Source organism: Tundrisphaera macrotermitis (assembly GCF_051175315.1).
Classification (GTDB): Bacteria; Planctomycetota; Planctomycetia; order Isosphaerales; family Isosphaeraceae; genus Tundrisphaera.
Map to the genome: position 1 here is coordinate 972739 of NZ_CP195100.1, position 17978 is coordinate 990716.

Annotated in this window: 13 protein-coding genes; 7 read left to right on the plus strand and 6 right to left on the minus strand. The window is 69.2% G+C overall.

Annotation, left to right across the window (positions count from 1 at the left end):
- Positions 1–16 precede the first annotated feature (16 nt).
- Positions 17–1477: a 16S rRNA (guanine(527)-N(7))-methyltransferase RsmG gene (gene rsmG, locus TA3x_RS04305; protein ID WP_435018872.1), complete on the plus strand. Its 1461-nt coding sequence runs from the start codon at positions 17–19 to the stop codon at positions 1475–1477.
- Positions 1478–1494: 17 nt separating this feature from the next.
- Here the strand turns inward: rsmG and TA3x_RS04310 are convergent, their stop codons facing one another.
- Positions 1495–2004 carry a MogA/MoaB family molybdenum cofactor biosynthesis protein gene (locus TA3x_RS04310; protein WP_435018873.1) on the minus strand — a complete coding sequence of 170 codons (510 nt, stop codon included), beginning with the start codon at positions 2002–2004 and terminating at the stop codon, positions 1495–1497.
- Positions 2005–2154: 150 nt separating this feature from the next.
- On the opposite strand from TA3x_RS04310, the gene TA3x_RS04315 reads away from it, so the two are divergent.
- On the plus strand, positions 2155–3516 hold the full coding sequence (locus tag TA3x_RS04315; protein ID WP_435018874.1) for a HEAT repeat domain-containing protein: 1362 nt from the start codon (positions 2155–2157) through the stop codon (positions 3514–3516).
- A gap of 14 nt (positions 3517–3530) precedes the next feature.
- Positions 3531–4544, plus strand: coding sequence for a uracil-DNA glycosylase (locus TA3x_RS04320; protein ID WP_435018875.1), 1014 nt, complete (start codon positions 3531–3533; stop codon positions 4542–4544).
- 4 nt (positions 4545–4548) lie between these two features.
- Here the strand turns inward: TA3x_RS04320 and TA3x_RS04325 are convergent, their stop codons facing one another.
- From TA3x_RS04325 to TA3x_RS04335, 3 genes are all read right to left on the minus strand, one after another.
- Entirely contained in the window at positions 4549–6069 is a 1521-nt protein-coding gene (locus TA3x_RS04325; protein ID WP_435018876.1) for a protein kinase domain-containing protein, read from the minus strand.
- A gap of 276 nt (positions 6070–6345) precedes the next feature.
- Positions 6346–6780, minus strand: coding sequence for an RNA recognition motif domain-containing protein (locus tag TA3x_RS04330; protein ID WP_435018877.1), 435 nt, complete (start codon positions 6778–6780; stop codon positions 6346–6348).
- Between the two features lie 160 nt (positions 6781–6940).
- A complete protein-coding gene (locus TA3x_RS04335; RefSeq protein ID WP_435018878.1) occupies positions 6941–8170 on the minus strand; it encodes an ArnT family glycosyltransferase in 1230 nt (409 codons plus the stop codon).
- 179 nt (positions 8171–8349) lie between these two features.
- Between TA3x_RS04335 and TA3x_RS04340 the strand changes: the two genes are divergently transcribed.
- Positions 8350–9372 carry a hydroxyacid dehydrogenase gene (locus TA3x_RS04340; RefSeq protein ID WP_435018879.1) on the plus strand — a complete coding sequence of 341 codons (1023 nt, stop codon included), beginning with the start codon at positions 8350–8352 and terminating at the stop codon, positions 9370–9372.
- A gap of 6 nt (positions 9373–9378) precedes the next feature.
- Here TA3x_RS04340 and TA3x_RS04345 read toward each other — a convergent pair whose 3' ends face one another.
- Together TA3x_RS04345 and TA3x_RS04350 are read right to left on the minus strand one after the other, a co-directional pair.
- Positions 9379–11694 (minus strand): DUF4159 domain-containing protein, encoded by a 2316-nt coding sequence (locus TA3x_RS04345; protein ID WP_435018880.1) that lies wholly within the window; start codon positions 11692–11694, stop codon positions 9379–9381.
- A gap of 84 nt (positions 11695–11778) precedes the next feature.
- On the minus strand, positions 11779–12900 hold the full coding sequence (locus tag TA3x_RS04350) for a hypothetical protein (RefSeq protein WP_435018881.1): 1122 nt from the start codon (positions 12898–12900) through the stop codon (positions 11779–11781).
- A 780-nt stretch (positions 12901–13680) separates the two neighbouring features.
- On the opposite strand from TA3x_RS04350, the gene TA3x_RS04355 reads away from it, so the two are divergent.
- From TA3x_RS04355 to TA3x_RS04365, 3 genes are all read left to right on the plus strand, one after another.
- Positions 13681–14718 (plus strand): AAA family ATPase, encoded by a 1038-nt coding sequence (locus tag TA3x_RS04355; protein WP_435018882.1) that lies wholly within the window; start codon positions 13681–13683, stop codon positions 14716–14718.
- 48 nt (positions 14719–14766) lie between these two features.
- Complete coding sequence (locus tag TA3x_RS04360) at positions 14767–15666, plus strand: DUF58 domain-containing protein (RefSeq protein WP_435018883.1); 900 nt, start codon at positions 14767–14769, stop codon at positions 15664–15666.
- Positions 15667–15763: 97 nt separating this feature from the next.
- Complete coding sequence (locus tag TA3x_RS04365) at positions 15764–17950, plus strand: BatA domain-containing protein (protein WP_435018884.1); 2187 nt, start codon at positions 15764–15766, stop codon at positions 17948–17950.
- Positions 17951–17978 lie beyond the last annotated feature (28 nt).

Genomic DNA, 17978 nt, shown 5'->3' on the forward strand with positions numbered 1-17978 from the left:
CTTGCGAGAGATCGACATGGCTCCCAATCGTTCATCCCTGGAAGCCATCCTGAGGGGATGCGGCATCAACCTCGGCCCGGATCAGGTGGACGCCCTGTGGGCCTACCACCGGATGCTCCGCGAGGCCAACGCCGACCTCAACCTGACCCGGATCCACAACTTCGAGAACATGGTCCTCAAGCATTATGTGGATAGCCTGCTGGTGCTCAAACATGCCAGCCTGCCTTCGCCCCTGGTGGACATGGGGTCGGGGCCGGGGCTGCCGGGCATCCCGCTCAAGATCGCCCGGCCCGGCGTGCAGATGATCCTGGCCGAGCCCAGGGGAGCCCGCGCGACCTTCCTGGAGACGGTCCGCGATCGCCTGAAGCTGGACGGGGTCGAGGTCTACGCCGGCAAGGTCGGGCCCAAGTTCCCGCACCGGGTCCGGGGGGTCATCACCCGCGCCGTGGCGTCGATCCCCGAGACCCTGGACCGGGTGGCCGAGTGCCTGGAGCCGGGCGGCCGGATGCTCCTGATGAAGGGGCCGGACTGCGACGACGAGATCAAGGAGGCCCGCCGGACCCACGGCGAGGCGTTCCGGCTGGTGTCCGACCACGCCTACCGCATCCCCGGCACCGAGCACGAGCGGCGGCTGGTGGTCTACGAGAGGCTCGACGCCCCGGCCCCCACGTCCTTCGTCGCGCCCGAAAAGGCCCACGACGGCCCGACCCGCGAGCTGGCCAGCGTCGCCAACCCGACCTTCAAGATGATGCAGGACCTCCTGTCGGCCAGGGGGATCCGCAAGCACGGCCGGGCCCTGGTCTCCGGCGCCCGGGTGGTGGCCGAGGTGGTCCAGCGGTTCCCGGGCCGGATCGAGGGCTGGCTGACCGTGGCCGACGGCCCGCCGCCCCCGCCGATCGTGACCCCCGACCGGCCGATCTGGTTCCGCCTGTCCGAGCCTTTGTTCAAGGAGCTGGACGCGGCCGGCACGCGGTCGCCGCTGCTGCTGGTCAAGGTCCCCAAGATGGCGGATTGGGCCGACGCCGCCCCCTGGCCCGACGGCTGCACCCTGTTCGTCCCGTTCCAGGACCCGGAGAACGTCGGCGCCGTGATCCGCTCGGCGGCGGCCTTCGGCGCGGCCCGGGTCGTCCTGCTCCGCGAGGCGGCCCACCCGTTCCACCCCAAGGCGGCCCGGGCCGCCGGCACGGCGCTGTTCCAGGTCCCGCTGGAACAGGGGCCGTCGATCCACGACCTCGCCGCAGCGTCGGCCCCGATCTTCAGCCTGGCCACCGACGGCCCGGAGGTCGGCGCGGCCCCCTTCCCCGACCGCTTCGGGCTGGTCGTGGGGGTCGAGGGGCCGGGACTGCCCGAACACCTCCGGTCCGGCCCGACCCTGTGCGTCCCGATGGAGCCCGGGGTCGAGTCGCTCAACGCCGCCACCGCCGCAGCCATCTCCCTCTACGCCTGGCGGCAAGCCCGGACCAAGGGGGTCGAATGAAACACCGGGGCGGTGCGTCAGTGCTTGCGGGCCTCGCGGACGATGTGGGCCAGTTCCGGCAGGATCACCCGGGTCATCGCCGTGCGGACCGCCGCCGTCGAGCCCGGCATGGTCAGGACCACGACCTCGCCCATCAGCCCCCCCGTGGCCCGGCTCAGCAGGCACGCCGTCCCGATCTCCTCGTAGCTCAGCATCCGGAACAATTCCCCGTAGCCCGGGAGGTGTTTGGTCAACAGCGCGGACACGGTTTCATACGTCTGATCCCGTGCGGAGATCCCCGTCCCCCCCGTCATCAGCACGGCATGGACCTCGGATGGATCGTATCCCCGCAGGAGCGTCCGCATCGCTTCGGGCTCGTCCGGGACGATGGCCCGGCCGACGATCGCGTGGCCGGCCGCCTCGGCCAGGCTCGCCGCGAGGTCGCCCGAGGTGTCGGTCGCGGTGGTCCGGGTATCGGAGACCGTGACCACGGCGATGCGAAGCGCGTGCGGGCCCTCGGAACGATGCTGCTCGACCGTCGTGCTCATCGCAATCCCCCCTGGCCCGGCCCGCATCGAGGGCCCGGCTTGCCCGGTTTGCCAAATGGACTCGGCGATTGTCGGGCGTCTTCCCCGATCCTTACAATCGAGGATTGGGTCGTCACGTTCGCGACACAACCACCCGAAAGGACCACCTCCATGCCCCTCGCCATCTTCCCGAGGTCATCGCCGATCGCCAAGGGGCTGCTCGCGCTCCTGGCGGTCGTCCCGGCCGCCGAGGCCCGGGCCGATCGGATCTCATTGCGGGGCGGCGGCGAGATCAAGGGGAAGGTGGTGCCCGACCCGGCCCGCAAGGGCATGGTCCAGCTGATCGGGTTCCAGGGCAAGCCGCTCGAATTCCGCCGGGAGCAGATCGCCCGCGTCGTCCCCGAGCCCAGCGTCCTGGACGAGTATGCGACCCTCCGGGCCCAGCCCCGCACCACGCCCCAGGAGGAATATGACCTGGGGGTCTGGTGCGAGGAACACAAGCTCGCCGACCTGGCCCGGGCCCACTTCGAGGAGGTCATCCGCCAGGACGGCGAGTTCGGCCAGGCCCGCGCCAAGCTCGGCCATGTCTTCTCGGACGGCCGGTGGCTCGACCACGACGCCCAGCGCATGGCCGAAGGGCTGGTCAAATACCAGGGCCACTGGCTCACGGTCGAGGAGAAGGAGAAGCGCGAGGCCCAGGCGGCGTTCTCGACCGAGGCCCGGAGCTGGTCGAAGCGGATCGGCAAGATGCTCGACACCTATCGCCGGGGCCCCGAGGACCGCAGCCGCGACGCCGAGGCGGCCCTCCTGGCGATCCGCGAGGTCGCCGCCGTCGGCCCGATCGCGCGGGGCCTGGGCAACGACCCCGAGCCCGAGGTCCGCGGCCTGGCCGCCCGCGTCCTGGGGGAGATCCCCGGCCCCGAGGCGTCTCGGGCCCTGGTCTCCCGGCTGCTTGCCGAGGCCGACGAGCCGACCCGCCGGGCCATCATGGCCGAGCTGGCCCGCCGCGAGCCCGACGAGGTCCTGCCCGGCCTGGCCCGGGCCCTCCAGTCCAACCAGACCGAGGTCATCAACCGGGCGGCCTGGGCCCTGGCCGGCCTGAACGCGGTCGCCCTGGTGCCCCGACTGGTGCCGGCGCTGATCTCGGTCGAATATCAGACGGTGATGGTCCCCGATCCCACCGTCGGCAGCGGCCCGGCCCCGTCCGGCTTCTACGTCGGCGGAGGGCCGTCGATCCCGATCACCACGCCGGCGGTCGTCGGCAGCGGATCGGTCGCGTTCGGGGCCAGCTCGATCCCCGCCAGCGCCCTGGGAGGCTTCGGTGTCAATCTGGGCGGCGGAGGCGTGGGCGGGCCGCGACCGATGCTGCCGAAGCTGGTCCCGTATGAGCGGAGGAACGTCGAGGTGCTGTCCGCCCTGGTGAAACTGACCGGGCAGGACTTCGGCTACAACATCCCGGGCTGGAAGCGGTGGGTCGCCACCTCCTTCCGCAACCCGGCCGCGGTGGCCGATCGCCACGTCCCCCAACCCTGAAAGGCCCGGATAAAGTGAGCAGCGCCATCATGGAGGATGAGGGGAACATCGAGGTCGATCGCGCCGAGGAGCGGACGCGGCTGATCCGGATCGCCCGGCAACGGCTGGAGTCCCTGGCCCGCTCGGGGCTGGATCGTCTCGCCCTGCCGGCGCCGCTCGGCCGTCCCGCGTCGTTGGCCTCGGTCGCCCAGCCGGGGGCCCAGCCCGCCCGGCCCATGCCCGCCGCCCCGGCGTCCCGGCCCGCGCCCGCAGCGCCCGCCACGCCCGCGCCGCGACCCGTCGCCGCCAGCCCCGCGGAGCCTCCGTCGATCCGGATGCCGGCGGGGGCGCCGGCCGCCTCCGCCCCGGCGGCCCCCCGGGGGGCCCTGCCCTCGACGCCCCCGGCCGCGACCGGCTCCCTGTTCGACGAGCCTGCGCTGGAGCCGGCCGTCCCGGCCGAGGATCGCGCCGGCCTGCTGGCGACGCTGGCCCGGGAGGTCTCCGGGTGCGTCCGCTGCCCGCACCTGGCGGCGTCGCGGACCCAGACGGTCTTCGGGGAGGGCTCGGCCACCGCCCGCCTGATGTTCGTCGGGGAAGCCCCCGGCGCCGACGAGGACGCCTCCGGCCGGCCCTTCGTCGGCCGATCCGGGGCCCTGCTCACGGACATGATCACCAAGGGGATGGGCCTGACCCGCGAGGAGGTCTACATCGCCAACATCCTGAAATCACGCCCCCCGGAGAACCGCAACCCGCTGCCCGAAGAGATCGCGAACTGCCTGCCCTACCTGGAACGCCAGATCCAGATCGTCCGCCCGGAGTTCATCTGCCTGCTGGGCAAGATCGCCGCGTCGACCCTGCTGGAGACGGCGCTGCCGATCAGCCGCCTGCGCGGCAAGTGGCACCGCTACCGGGGGATTCCCACGATCGTGACGTACCACCCGTCCTACCTGCTCCGCAACCCGGCCGGCAAGAAGGACGCCTGGGCGGACCTCCAGGCGCTGATGCTGGCGATGGGCGTCAAGCCGCCCGATCGCAAGAAGGGGGGCTGATCGATCAGGCGATCGGGACGAGTTTCTGGATCGCGTCCTGGATCTGCTTCATCTTCAGGGGTTTGGGGAGGACGACCAGGCGCTTGTTGGTGGGCAGGCGCTTGGCCAGGAAGTGCTGCCGGGGCCCGAGCAGCACCACGGCGGACAGGTCGTGGCCATCCTCGCGGGCCTTCTCGTGGATCGACAGGAAGGCGTCGAGCGCCTCCGGCCCCAGGCCGTCGGCGTCGAAGACCACCCCGTCGGTCGGGTTCTCGCGGAAGCGTTCGACCGCCAGCTCGGGGCTGGACACGATCAGGACCCGGTAGCCCATCCGGGTCAGGTACTTCCTCAGGGCGTCCTGGACTTCCGACTGGGCCTCGACGCAGAGCAGCCGCTTGACCTCGCCCCCGAGTTCGCCGGCGTCCTCGGGGCCGTGGACCTCGTCCACATGCTCCACGGCCGCGGCGGCGGCCGGGGCGGCGGATCCCGGTCCGGGCATCGATCGCTTCGCCTGGCCCCCATGGGACTTGGCGGCCAGCTGTTCCAGGTAGTCGTCGAGGTCCGAGACGACCTGTTCCATCGTCTGATAGCGAGCCTTCAGGTCCACCTTCATCATCTTCTCGATGATCCTGCTGAGCCCTTCGTCGGGAGCATGCCTTTGATCGCTGAGCGGCTTGATCGTGTTGATGCCCCGCTTGAGCATCTTCTTGAGCGGGTCGTTGGTCTCGACCTCGGGCATCGGCAGGACGCCGGTGATCATCTGGTAGAACACGCAGCCGAGGAAGAAGATGTCCGACCGCTTGTCCCCCTTGGGGCTGCCGCAGGTCCGCTCCAGGGCCGAGTAGTCGACGGTCCGCTGGCCGTGGGCGGCGGCCATCTTCTTCTCCTCGCCCTCGATGGTCGCGAGGCCGAAGTCGACGAGCTTGGCCTCGCCGCTCGACGAGATCAGGATGTTGCTCGCCTTCAGGTCGCGGTGGGTCACGCCCTTGTCGAGCGAGAAGGCCAGCCCCTTGGCCAGGCCCATCATCAGCGGCAGGGCCTCTTCCGGGGTCAACCGGCCCCGGATGCGGAGGAAGTCGCGAAGGTTCGACCCTTCGACGAATTCCATGATCATGTAGTACTTCTTGTCCTGCTCACCATACTCGTACGTCTGGACGATGTTGGGATGGACCAGGCGCATGCCCGATTCCGCCTCCTGGTTGAAGCGGGCGATCGCCGCCGGGTCCGCGACGAAGCGCTGCCGGAGGACCTTGATGGCCACCGACTGATTCCCGGCCATCTTCCGCCCGCGATAGACCCGGGCGAAGGTCCCCTCGGCGATGTGGAACAGCACCTTGCAGCCGCCGAAGATGAACCCGGACAGGTCCCCCTTCTTGAACTTCTCGACCTGCCAGGCCGTCAGGAGATCCCGGCGGAGCAGGACCCGCGTGACCGCCTCGATGCTGCCGTCCTCGGCATCGGCCCGGACGGCCTTGGCCTGGTCGCGGCTGATCAGGCCGATCAAGGAGGCTTGTTCGAGCAGCGTCTGGGCGTCGATCTCGTGCATCGAAGGCGGTTCCTCGTCCGGAGGGCCGAGGCGGACTCGCCGACCCTCATCATCGATCGCTCTTGGGGAATCTTCCCGAGTGTACCAGGCCGATCGGCGAGGGACTATCGTCGTGCCCGCGACGCGTCGCAGATCCTGGGACATCGGGCGGCCCGGAAATGCGATGAGGCCGACCTTTCGGGCCGGCCTCACATCGGTTGGGTTGTCATCGGATTCGGGCCGGGATCGGCCTGGAATGGTCGAGGCCGCCGGATCGACGGCGGCCCCGGATTCGGATCAATAACGGCCGCCGCCGCCGCCGTAGCCGCCGCCACCGCCGTAGCCGCCGCCGCTGCCACCCCGGCCGCCGCTGCCACCCCGGCCGCCGCCGCCGCCGTAGCCGCCGCCACCGCCGTAGCCGCCACCACCGCCGCCGCCGTAGCCGCCGCCACCGCCGCCGTAGCCGCCTCCGCCGCGGTTATCGCGCGGCTCGCGGGGACGAGCTTCGTTGACGGTCAGGTTGCGACCGTGGAAATCCTGGCCATTCAGGGCATTCGCCGCCTCATCGCCGCCATCGGCCATCTCGACGAAGCCGAACCCCTTGGATCGGTTCGTGTCGCGGTCGATGATGATCTGCGCCGAGAGGACTTCACCGAACTCGCTGAACAGCTCGACCAGGTTGTCTTCCGTCGTGTCGTAGGTCAGATTGCCGACATAGAGCTTCTTGGCCACTGTCTTACCTCTGCGAAAAGAAGCGTTCTGGCGAGGCTAGCGTCCTGAAACGGCTAAGGGGAACCCGCCGAGAGCGGCTGTCTTTTAGCCTACCGAATCTCCCCGATTTGCAAAGCAGGAAAATCCCGATTTTGTGCAATTTTTTGGCGTCGCCCGCACCTCATTCGGCCTCGTCTCGGCGCCCGGGCCGGGCCCATCCGGCGGCGATCAGGGCGATCGCCGGGACGATCGGAGACCTCATCCGCAGGTCGGTCCAGTATAAAATATGAACGATCGAGAGGGCCACGATCACGCAGGCGGCCGCGGCGGCAGGCCAGCGGCGGACTCCCGGCCGGAGCAGTCCCACCGCCAGCGCCGCCCAGAGGGGGACGGTCCATGCCGCCGTCGCCAGCCGGACTGCGGTCGAATAAACAGATCCCGACGGGGCGATCCCCCAGAAACGTCCGAGCCGGGCCAGCGAGGCCCGGGCGAAGGTGCCCGGCCGCTCGCGGATCAGCCGACGAACGTCCGCCGCGATCCGACGATCGGCCTCGGGCTCGGGGAGGCCGGCGACCGGCCGGGTCAATTCCTCCTGCCATCGGGCGAGGCTCTCCCCCGACCAGACCGCCCCGGGCGGGCCGTCGAGGATCTCGCGGTAGTAGACCGGATTGTTCGCCAGGGCCAGGGTGTATCCGCCGTGCGTGGTGGTCCAGACCGGCTCGCCGAAGATCCGGGCATTCCGGATTGCCCACGGAGTCAGCGTGAGGATTGTGGCCAGGGCGATCAGCCCGGATCGGGCCGCCCGCGTCGGCCACGCCCCGGGCCCGCAGATCAGGGCCGCCCCGGCCGTCAATCCGGCGCCCGGCAGCAAGCTCGGCCGGCAAAGGGCGGCGAGGCCGAACCCGATCCCCCCCGCGATCGCCCCCCGGGGGCCCCGGAGCGTCAGCAGGAACAGCGTCAGCGCGACGAGGAAGGCGGCCAGGGTCTCGGTCATCACCGAGCGGGCCTGGAGGGCCAGCACCGGATCGAACGCGACGACCGCCGCCGCGGCCAGCGACCGGCCGAACGACAGGCCCCACCGCCTCGCCGTCGCACCGGCCAGCACGATGGTCATGGCGGCCAGGATCAGCTGGAAGGCGGCGACGCCCGCGAGCAGGTGTTTCCCCTCGAAGGCCGCCGCCAGCGGGGCCAGCAGGATCGGATAGAGCGGGGGGCGATAGGCGGTCGGCCGGCCCCCGAAGCTCAGCCCGTCGCCGCCGGCCAGCGAGCGGGCCAGCGGGAGGTAATTGTCGGGATCGTCGAGGCGGCCGCCCCCCGCGACGATCAGGGCCAGGCGGATCAGGACCCCCCCGGAGACGATCAGGGCCAGGGGCCATGGTCCTTGGCGGTTCGGGGCGGAGGTGTCGGACATGGGTGGAGATTCGATCGCGGGCTCCGGTCCGATGGGGCGACGCCCCGACGCCGCCGGCCGTACCGCGACGCGGCCCGATATGCTAACCTGAGCCCGTCCGGCCCGCGAGGCGCCGGGTCGTCGAATCCTCGCGGAAATCCCCCACAACTCCCCCGATCCCCGACAGGCGAAGGCGTACCATGCCCGACCGGCCGATCATCTTCTCGCTGACCACGATGAACGAAGTGGGCATGTCGATGCTCCGCGATGCGGGCGAACTGAGGATGGCCTCGTCGCTGGAGCCGGCCGTGCTCCACCGCGAGATCGTCGATGCCGACGCCCTGGTGATCCGCACGGCGGGGACGATCGACGCGGCCCTGATGGACTGCGCCCCCCGGCTCCGGGTGATCGGCCGCCACGGCGTCGGCTACGACCAGGTGGACGTGCCGGCCGCCACCGAGCGCGGCATCCAGGTCGTTTATACGCCCGGGGCCAACACCCAGGGGGTGGCCGAGCACGTCTTCGCCATGATGATCGGCGTCTCCAAGTATTTCCCGGCCCAGACCCGGGCCCTGGCCGAAGGCCGGTACAACGAGCGGACCAAGCGGATCGGCCGCGACATCGCCGGCAAGACGCTGGGGATCGTCGGCTTCGGCCGGATCGGCAAAAGGGTCGGGGCGATCGCCCATGCCGGGTTCGGCATGAAGGTCCTCTACAGCGACGTGATCGACATCCCCGAGGATGCGGTGGCCGCCGCCGGGGCCCGCCGCGTTTCCTTCGACGAACTGCTCGCCCTGTCCGACTACGTCACGCTCCACGTCCCCCTCGACGCCAGCACGCGGAGGATGATCGACGCGAAGGCCCTCGCGAAGATCAAGCCGGGGGCGGTGCTGATCAACACCTGCCGGGGGCCCGTGACCGACGAGGCGGCGGTGGCCGAAGCCCTCGCGAACAAGACCCTGTTCGGCTACGCGGCCGACGTCTACGACGTGGAGCCGCCCCCCGCCGACCACCCCCTGATCAACCATCCCGAGTTCAACACGATCCTCACCCCGCACAGCGCGGCGCAGTCGGCCGAAAGCCTGTGGAACATGGCCCACGAGGTCGCGACCGACGTGGTCGGCGTCCTGGAAGGTCGGCCGCCGATCAATCCGGTCAACGACCCGGCCGCCGTCGCCGACGCCCGGCAGCGATTGGGCAAGCCCCCCCTCTCCGGAAAGTGAGCGGCCTCAGGGCAAGGTGGAGTAGATCACGATGTTCGCGGCGATCCGCATCGCGCTCTCGTAGGCGTACCCCTTGCAGTCGAGGCCCTGGTGGCGTTCGAGGGAACATCCGATGTCGTACTTGGAGTAGATGACCGCCCATCGGCCGTTGATCTTGATCCCTTCGAGCAGGGGCAAGTCCTGGCCCCCGCCCGCCGCCTGGGTGTAGCGGACATCCTTGAGGTCGTAGTGGATCTTGGCCGTGTACAACTCGTCGTCGCGGGGGATCGGCACCAGGGGGGCGTTCGGCAGGAGCTCGGCGACGAAACGGCGGAACGAGGCATCGAAGGCCGGGCTCCCGCAAGCGGCGTCGGCGAACAGGAGGCCGCCCCCAGGGTCGAGGTGGCGCCGGATCGCGGCGAGGTCGGCCTGGGGGAAGGACATCGCGGCCCGTCCGTGGAGGTAGATCAGGGGATAGTGGACCAGGTTGGGATCGCTCGGGAACAATTCCTTATGGTTGATGACCACGTCGATCTTGAGCTTGTCGCGGAGGGTCGTCGTCAGGTTGGGGACGGCCAGCGGGGCGATGTTCCAGTCCCCGGCGTGCCGGAGCTTGGCGATCCGGAGGGCCCCCCGCCTGGGAGCCTCGGCCCGGAAATCCTTCGCCTCGGGGGTCGAGAGCTTGTCGGCGGGGAGTTCTCGCCCGGTCGCGTAATCGACCACGTTCTGGCCGACCCGAAGTGAGCGGTTGACGCGGGGCAGGTCGGGCGAGGTCTCGATCTGATTCCAGTCGCAGGAGAGGTCGTCCGGGGAATAGATGACCACCGTCCGGCAGCCATGCTCGATCCCCCAGAGGGCGTGGTCGCCGGGGCTGAGCGGCCACTTGGAACGCCAGACGGAGTGGTCTTCGGCCAGCGGGCGGAGATCGTATTCGGGCTCCGGGAACAGTTCCTTCATCAGGGCCCGGAACCCCCGGTCGAACTCCTTCCGGCCGCAGCAGGCATCCGCGAAGAGGAAGCCCCCCTGCTCCACATATTCGCGGAGAAGCTTCTTGGAACGATCGTCGAACTCCGGGAACTCGTGGCCGTTGAGGAAAGCGATGGGCGCCTGGAGCATGTCCTCGACCCGGGACGAGCCGGGGTCGACGATCTGCCAGGTGACCAGGTGGTTCCAGTCCCGCGAGATCGCCCCGACCAGGTTGCGGACGTCGTCGCCGTCGTTGTTCCAGTCGTTGCCGGGCCCATGCCGGAGCTTGTTGACCAGGACGGGCGCCCGCCCCTTGGCCAGGAACAGGAGCGCGAAACTCGTGGATATGACCGGGAACTTCTCGTACTGGGCTCCCTTCCAGGAGCCGTCCAGCTTGTCCTGGTCGTGGACCAACTCCTCGGCCCCTTCGCGGTACCAGTCGTGGTTGCCGAAGTAGCGGACGCCGCTCAGCCGGCCGGCGCGTTCGAGGCCGTACAGGTAATAATATTTCCACTGCTGGCCGGCGCCATAGTTCTGGCCGACTCCGAAGTGGGTGGCCATCCAGTTGATGCCGTTCTGGAGGGCGGGGTCGGCGTCCCCCCGGCCGCAGTCGATGACGTCGCGATCCCCGTCCAGCCGTTCGAGGCCGCGGAATCGCTTGAGGCCCGAGATGACGAGGCTGGACAGCCCTGCGCAGGTCATGCTGGCGGTCGCCCGGCCGATCAGGTCGTTGCCGAACCCCCCCTCGGGCGGGTAGTAGGGCCACCCGCCGTCGCGGAGCTGGTAGCGCTGCCAGTATTCCCGGGCCAGCGTCCAGACTTCGGGCTTGACCTTGACCCCCACGTCCGCGGCGGCGTTCAGCCCGAGCAGCGCGTACTGGGTGTTGGAGTTGTCCCCCTGGGTCAGCTTCGTGGATCGGTAGCTCCACGTCCCCGGCCATTGGGGGTGGTCGCCCACGCGGATCTGGGCCCCCTGGAGCCAGTCGACGTTGGCCTGGATCCGGTTGATGTCCTGCTTCGGCGTGGCCGCGGCGAAGACCATCGTCTGGAGGGCGATCGAGTAGACCCGGTCGAGCTGGCCGGGGTCGAAGCGGCGGATGTAGTCCAGGGCCCGGGCGATCGCGGGGGAGTCGGCCGGCTCGCCCGCGGTCAGCAGGGCCAGCGTCGCGAGGCAGGTCGTGCCGATCCTGGTCTCGACCTCGACCTCCGGCCAGGAGCCGTCCTCGAGCTGGGCCTTGAGCAGGAAGCGGACCCCGCCCCGGATCGCGCGCTCGACCTCCGGCCCGGTGACGGCGGCGCACGCCCGGGATGGTTCGGGGATCAGATTGAGGATCATCGCGAGGATCAGGGCCGGGACCATCAACGTCGGTCGGGACATCGTCGCTCGCCTCGGGTTCGATGGGCGGGGCATGGCCACGGACCATTCATTGTGGGCCATCCCCCGCCGTCCCGACAAGTCGATTCACCCCCCGGGCTGCCCCGGCGTCCGCCCGGCGATCGAGATCGGCCCCGTCTCGGGGACCAGCCCGAGCCCGGTCGGGAGGCGAACCGGCCTCGCATGTTCGGCGTCCGAGCCCAGCATGACCGACAGATAACGCCCGTCGCTGGAGAACGCCGTGGTCGTGGGCTGCAATTCCCCATCCAGGGTCCGGACGGCCTTCGCTGCGAGCGACGGGGGGACTCCGGCCGAAGCCTCGCGGATCACGCCGACACGGGCTCTCCAGGCCGAGGTCTCCGCCTCGTGGATGAGGAAGGAGGCGGCCAGCCGCCCGTCGGGCAGGGTCGTGATCGCGGGGCTGTGCTCGTCCTGATCGCCGGCATCCCCGTCGATCAGGGGGCCGGCGGCCAGGACCGTGCTGCCGGCCGGGTCCAACTTGAGCCACCAGATCTGGGTGCGGGTGAATTCCTGACGACCTTCGGCGTCGATCAGGCGGCGACGGAGCGTCACCAGGGGGAAGCTCGCCATCCGGGGGTCGTCGGACCACCGGACCTCGGTCAGGAACGGCTCGCCCTCGCCGGGAGGCCGGCAACCCCAGGTGATCCGATGGGGCTTCGGCTCGATCTCGGATCGCATCCGATCCCCCTCGAAGTCGAACTCATACAGGTGGCCGTTGCCCGCGACGTACAGGACCCGGGCCCTGGTCCCCGGATACCAGGCCGGCGGGGCGATCGGCATCACGTCGGTCGAGACGCGGTCGAGGAGCCGGCCATCGGGGTAGCTGTAGCGTGCGAGGCCGAAATCGAGGCTGGTGGACAGGGGCCCCGGGCTCGAACGCACCGAGAACCGGCCCACGATCTGGGACTGTCCCCGCCGGTCGACCCAGGGAGCACGGCTCGACGTCTCCACCAGATCCCCCGAAGCCATCGTCATCGTCTTGATCCGGCCGGAATCGACATCGAACCACTGGGAGTCACGGGAGATGTTCTTCAAATAGTAACCATTCAACTGGATCACGCCGGGGGCGCTCCTCGTCCGGGTGTCCGAGGTCTGGCGATCCACGCGGGACAGGCTCACGGCGAACATGGTCGCGGCGATGGACAGGAGGGCGGTGAGGCGGATCAGCGACGAGAAAGAGAAAGTCATGATCATCCCTAGAGAATTCGGCCCTGATCCCCTTATCCGCTTCATGGCGGGCCTCGCCGGATCGCCAGGATCCGGGGTCGGCGGGAGGATTACCGGTTCGGTCCATCCGAGTGCGAAACCAAAGGCTCGCGGATCCGGATTCTCATCCGGGAGAGACCGTCCGGGAGGGCGGGAACGGGAGGACAACGGGACCAACAGAGTGAAGGCGGGCCGGCCGCTCGGGCGGCCGGTGCTGGGGGGGGCGGTCAGATCGGCTCATCCTGGGGCGGCGAACGTGAGGCGTTCGTCCCCTTCGACTCAAGACATGATCGGAGGCGAGACGTTGCATAGTGCAACGCGATTAAGCGGGCCTGCTCACGATGTTGACTAGAGCAATCCTAGGACCATGCACCGACAAAATCAACGATTTCCCGTGCCGGCAACCCGGGCGGATCTGTGGATTCGAGTCTATCTCCCTAGAATTCAATGTCTTGTGTCTCGTTATCAGTTTGGAGAGGACTGTTTCTTGCCAACAGCTTCTCGGCCAGGCTGCATGGATTATCGATAAGGGCGATTTGCTGCTGCTCTAAAATTGGGCAGTTGATGCCCATATGGAGGGATAGATCACCTGGCGGGCGACTTGAATACTCCCGTGTCGGGTCCTTACAATGGACCGAGACGTCATCTCGCTGCTGGTCCGGTGGGCGGAGCCACGCCACACGATGGGGCCTTCGCCCGAATCCCGCGGCGCGAAACCTGTTCGGACCCGGCATCAACCTTACCCGCGGGTCGGATCACGCGATGTCCACAGCCGGCGACCGGATCACCCAACTCCTCGACGAATTCCGGGTCTCGCGCGACGCGCTGACCGTTGAGCTGAACAAGGTCGTGATCGGCCAGAAGGAGGTCGTCGAGCAGATCTTGGCCGCCATCTTCACCCGGGGGCACGTCCTGCTGGTGGGCGTCCCGGGACTGGCCAAGACGCTGATGGTCAGCTCGCTGGCCAAGATCCTCGACGTCGGCTTCAAGCGGATCCAGTTCACCCCCGACCTGATGCCCTCGGACATCACCGGGACCAATGTCCTCGAAGAGCCCGAGGCCGGCCGGCGGAGCTTCCGGTTCGTCCCGGGCCCGATCTTCTCCAACATCATCCTGGCCGACGAGATCAACCGGACCCCGCCCAAGACCCAGGCGGCCCTGCTCCAGGCGATGCAGGAGCGCGAGGTCACGGTGGGCCAGGAGACCCTCCACCTGCCCGACCCCTTCTTCGTGATCGCCACCCAGAACCCGATCGAGCAGGAGGGGACCTATCCCCTGCCCGAGGCCCAGCTCGACCGCTTCATGTTCGATATCCGGGTCGGCTATCCCTCCTATGATGAGGAGAAGAAGATCCTGTCGGCGACCACCAAGGGGGAGACGGCCGATCTCAAGAAGATCCTCTCCGGTCGCGCGATCATGAACCTCCAGAAGCTGGTCACGTCGGTGCCGATCTCCGACTATGCCGTCGACTACGTCACGCGGATCGTCCGGGCCACCCGCCCGACCGACGAGAAGTCCCCCAAGTTCATCAAGGAGCTGGTGGACGTCGGCGCCGGCCCCCGCGCCGGGCAAAACCTGATCCTGGGCGGCAAGGCGATGGCGGCGATGGACGGGCGATTCAGCGTCTCCCTGGACGACATCCGCAAGGTCGCCGTCCCGGTCCTCCGCCACCGGATCGCCACCAACTTCCAGGCCCAGGCCGAGGGTCAGACCACCGAGAGCCTGGTCCAGCGCCTGTTGACCGAGATCCGCGAGCCCGACGTCCCCAAGTACGAGCGTCGCGGCGGTGCCGCCGGCTGATCCTTTCGAGAACTCGACCGAACCTTAGCCCACGAGAAGGTCCGACCCTTGGCCAATCCCGCCGAGAAGTACCTGAAGCCCGAGGTGATCCGCCAGGTGTCGCGGCTCGACCTGCGGGCCAAGTTCATCGTCGAGGGGTTCATCTCGGGGCTGCACGCCAGCCCGTTCCAGGGGTTCTCGGTCGAGTTCTCGGAACACCGCAAGTACACGGCCGGGGACAACATCGCCGACATCGACTGGGCGGTGTTCGCCAAGACCGACCGATTCTACATCAAGAAGTTCCAGGCCGAGACCAACCTCACCGGCTACCTGGTGATGGACCTCTCGGCCTCGATGGGCTACACCTACCGCCAGGAGCTGACCAAGTTCGAATATGGGGTGAGCCTCGCCGCGGCGCTGGGCTATCTGATGATCCACCAGCAAGATCCGGTCGGGCTGATCGCCTTCGACCAGGAGGTCCGCCAGAGCCTGGCTCCCAAGAGCAAGCGGACGCAGTTGGGCAACATCCTCTCGCTCCTGGCGAAGCTCGCCCCGACCGGCGAGACCGCGATCGGCAAGAGCTTGATGCAGGTGGCGGGCATGCTCCGGCATCGCAGCCTGGTCATGCTGTTCAGCGACCTGCTCGGCGACGTCGACGTGACGTACCGGGCCCTGCACCGGCTCCGCCACGCCGGCCACGACGTGATCGTCTTCCACGTGCTGGACGAGGCCGAGGCGATGTTCCCGTTCAACGGGATGGTCGAGTTGGAGGACAACGAGACCGGCGAACTGCTCCAGGTCGACGCCGACGCCGTCCGGGCCGACTACGTGGAGGCCGTCGCAGGCTTCCAGGCGGGGTTCCGCAAGGAGTGCGCGGGGGCGAGGATCGACTACGTGCCGGTCCACACCGGGATGCCGTTCGACAAGGCCCTGATGGGTTATCTCCATAGCCGGCAGGCCCGAGGCTGAATCCTCGGGGCCGGGCCGTGCCAACCGGCCGGCCCCGGCGTAGAATGGTTTCCGGCTCGCGAAATCCCTGGATTGGTCGATCGCGCAAGGGAGGCTCATGGACATCTCGCTGCTGCACGCGGGCCTCGCCGCCGGCGCGGGGCTGGCCGCCGTGCCGGTCATCCTCCACCTGATGATGAAGCAGAAGCCCAAGCGTGTGATCTTCCCGGCGCTCCGCCTGATCCAGGAAAGGCACAAGCGGTCCAAGAAGAAACTCAGGATCAAGAACTGGCTGCTCCTGCTCGCCCGGATGATGCTCCTGGCCCTCATGGCCCTGGCCCTGGCCCGGCCCACGCTCCATTCCGAGGTCCCCCTGGGGGATCAGGAAGTGCCGACGGCCCTGGCCCTGGTCTTCGACACCAGCCAGTCGATGGAGTACACCGAGCGCGGCAAGAACCGGCTGGCCGAGGCCAAGGCCCTCGCCGGGGAGATCCTCAAGAAGTCGACCGACGACAGCGAAGTCTACGTGATCGACTCGGCCGAGCCGTTCAAGCCGGCCCCGCTCTCCCCCGGCGCGGCGAGGAAGCGGGTCGATGCCCTGGCCCTCCGGCCCGCCAACCGGGTGCTCAACGAGGCGGTCATCCAGGCCAACGCGGCGGTCGCCGCCAGCAACCTGTCCCGTCGCGAGGTCTACGTCCTCACCGACCTGGCCCGATCGGCCTGGGACCTGTCCTCGACCCGGACCGCCGAGGAACTGGCCCGGCCCCGCAAGAGCAAGATCCTGGTCAGCACCTATGTCCTCCAACTCTCGCCCAAGGACGTGCGGGATGTCGCCGTCGTCTCGGCCGAGCCGGCGCCCGGCGGCGCCGCGGAGGGCGAGCCGATCGAGATCCGGGCCAAGGTCCGTTCCTCGGGCCCCAAGACCTCCCGGGTCGTCGAACTCTGGCTCGACGGCGCGAAGCGCGACCAGAAGAACGTCGAGATCCCCGCCAACGGCGAGGTCGAGGCGATGTTCCTGACCCCGCCCAAGCTCGCCCCGGGCCTGCACCAGGGTTCGATCAAGATCGGGGTCGGCGGGACCGACAACCTGCCGTTCGACGACGTCCGATACTTCTCCTTCGCGCTCCGCCCGGCCCTGGACCTGCTGGTCGTCTCCGACTACGCCCGCGACCCCGCCCGGCCCGACGACGACGCCGTCTTCGTCCAGCGGGCCCTGTCCCCGGAAGGGGCGGATTCCGCTTTCAGGGCCGTCCGCGAGACGACCCGCCAGTTCCAGGCCCGGACCCGGCTGACCACCAGGGACTTCGCCGGCATCTTCCTGCTCAACGTCGAAACCCTCCAGCCGGCCGACTGGAGCCGGCTGGCCGCTTACGTCCGCGAGGGGGGCGGCCTGGTGGTCGCGCCGGGCAACCGGTCGCGGCCGGACAGCTACAACAACGCGGTGGCCGCCGGCCTGCTCCCCGCGACGCTCGACGCCCCCAAGGTCCCCGCCGAGAAGACCACCACGTTCGCCAAGGCCGACCTCGAACACCCCCTGTTCAACCGATACGCCAAGCTGATCGACTCGGAGCTGGGCCTGACCCCGGTCTACCGCTACTGGAAGCTCAAGCAGGTCTCGGAGTCCGCCCGGGTCCTGCTCCGCTACGCCGGCGGCGACCCCGCCCTGCTGGAGCGGACCTTCAAGGGGACGAAGACGGGCCACGTCCTGCTCTGGACGACGCCGCTCTCGCGCCGGGTCGACCGGGCCGATCCGGCGGCCTGGAACGAGTTCCCGATCCCGGCTTCGTGGGGATTCGTGGGCGTGATGCTCGAAACCGCCCCCTACCTGGCCGGGACGGTCGGCGAGACGCTCAACTACGAGGCCGGCCAGGACGTCGTGCTGCCGATCGATCCCGGCCGCCGGTCGACCAACTACACGGTCCAGGGGCCCGACCCCAAGGTCACGGATCGCCTCGCGCCGCCGGCCACGTCCGACGACTTGCTGATCCCGTCACCGGCTTCGCTGGGCCAGTGGGCCGTGGAGGGCAAGGCCCCCGACGGCACCCCGGTCCGGATGGGGTTCAGCGTCAACGCCCCCCAGGCCGAGAGCCAGGTCGTCGCCCTGAAGCCCGGCGAACTGGATGCCGCGTTCGGGGGGAAGGAATTCTACAAGGTCGCCGACAACGCCCAGGGCCTACGCGACGCCCAGGCCAGCGGGCGGGTCGGAACCGAGATCTTCCCCATCCTGATGTTCCTGATCCTCCTGCTGGTGACGGCCGAGAATGTGCTGGCGAACAAGTTCCACCGCGAGGCGGTCGCCGCCTGACCGCGAACCGGTCGGCCCGACCTCGGAA

What these genes read in the sequence shown, in the direction of transcription:
- rsmG (WP_435018872.1), top strand. Translation starts at nt 17, where the DNA reads ATGGCTCCCAATCGTTCATCCCTGGAAGCCATCCTGAGGGGATGCGGC.
- TA3x_RS04310 (WP_435018873.1), bottom strand. Translation starts at nt 2,004, where the DNA reads ATGAGCACGACGGTCGAGCAGCATCGTTCCGAGGGCCCGCACGCGCTT.
- TA3x_RS04315 (WP_435018874.1), top strand. Translation starts at nt 2,155, where the DNA reads ATGCCCCTCGCCATCTTCCCGAGGTCATCGCCGATCGCCAAGGGGCTG.
- TA3x_RS04325 (WP_435018876.1), bottom strand. Translation starts at nt 6,069, where the DNA reads ATGCACGAGATCGACGCCCAGACGCTGCTCGAACAAGCCTCCTTGATC.
- TA3x_RS04335 (WP_435018878.1), bottom strand. Translation starts at nt 8,170, where the DNA reads ATGTCCGACACCTCCGCCCCGAACCGCCAAGGACCATGGCCCCTGGCC.
- TA3x_RS04340 (WP_435018879.1), top strand. Translation starts at nt 8,350, where the DNA reads ATGCCCGACCGGCCGATCATCTTCTCGCTGACCACGATGAACGAAGTG.
- TA3x_RS04345 (WP_435018880.1), bottom strand. Translation starts at nt 11,694, where the DNA reads ATGTCCCGACCGACGTTGATGGTCCCGGCCCTGATCCTCGCGATGATC.
- TA3x_RS04350 (WP_435018881.1), bottom strand. Translation starts at nt 12,900, where the DNA reads ATGACTTTCTCTTTCTCGTCGCTGATCCGCCTCACCGCCCTCCTGTCC.
- TA3x_RS04355 (WP_435018882.1), top strand. Translation starts at nt 13,681, where the DNA reads ATGTCCACAGCCGGCGACCGGATCACCCAACTCCTCGACGAATTCCGG.
- TA3x_RS04365 (WP_435018884.1), top strand. Translation starts at nt 15,764, where the DNA reads ATGGACATCTCGCTGCTGCACGCGGGCCTCGCCGCCGGCGCGGGGCTG.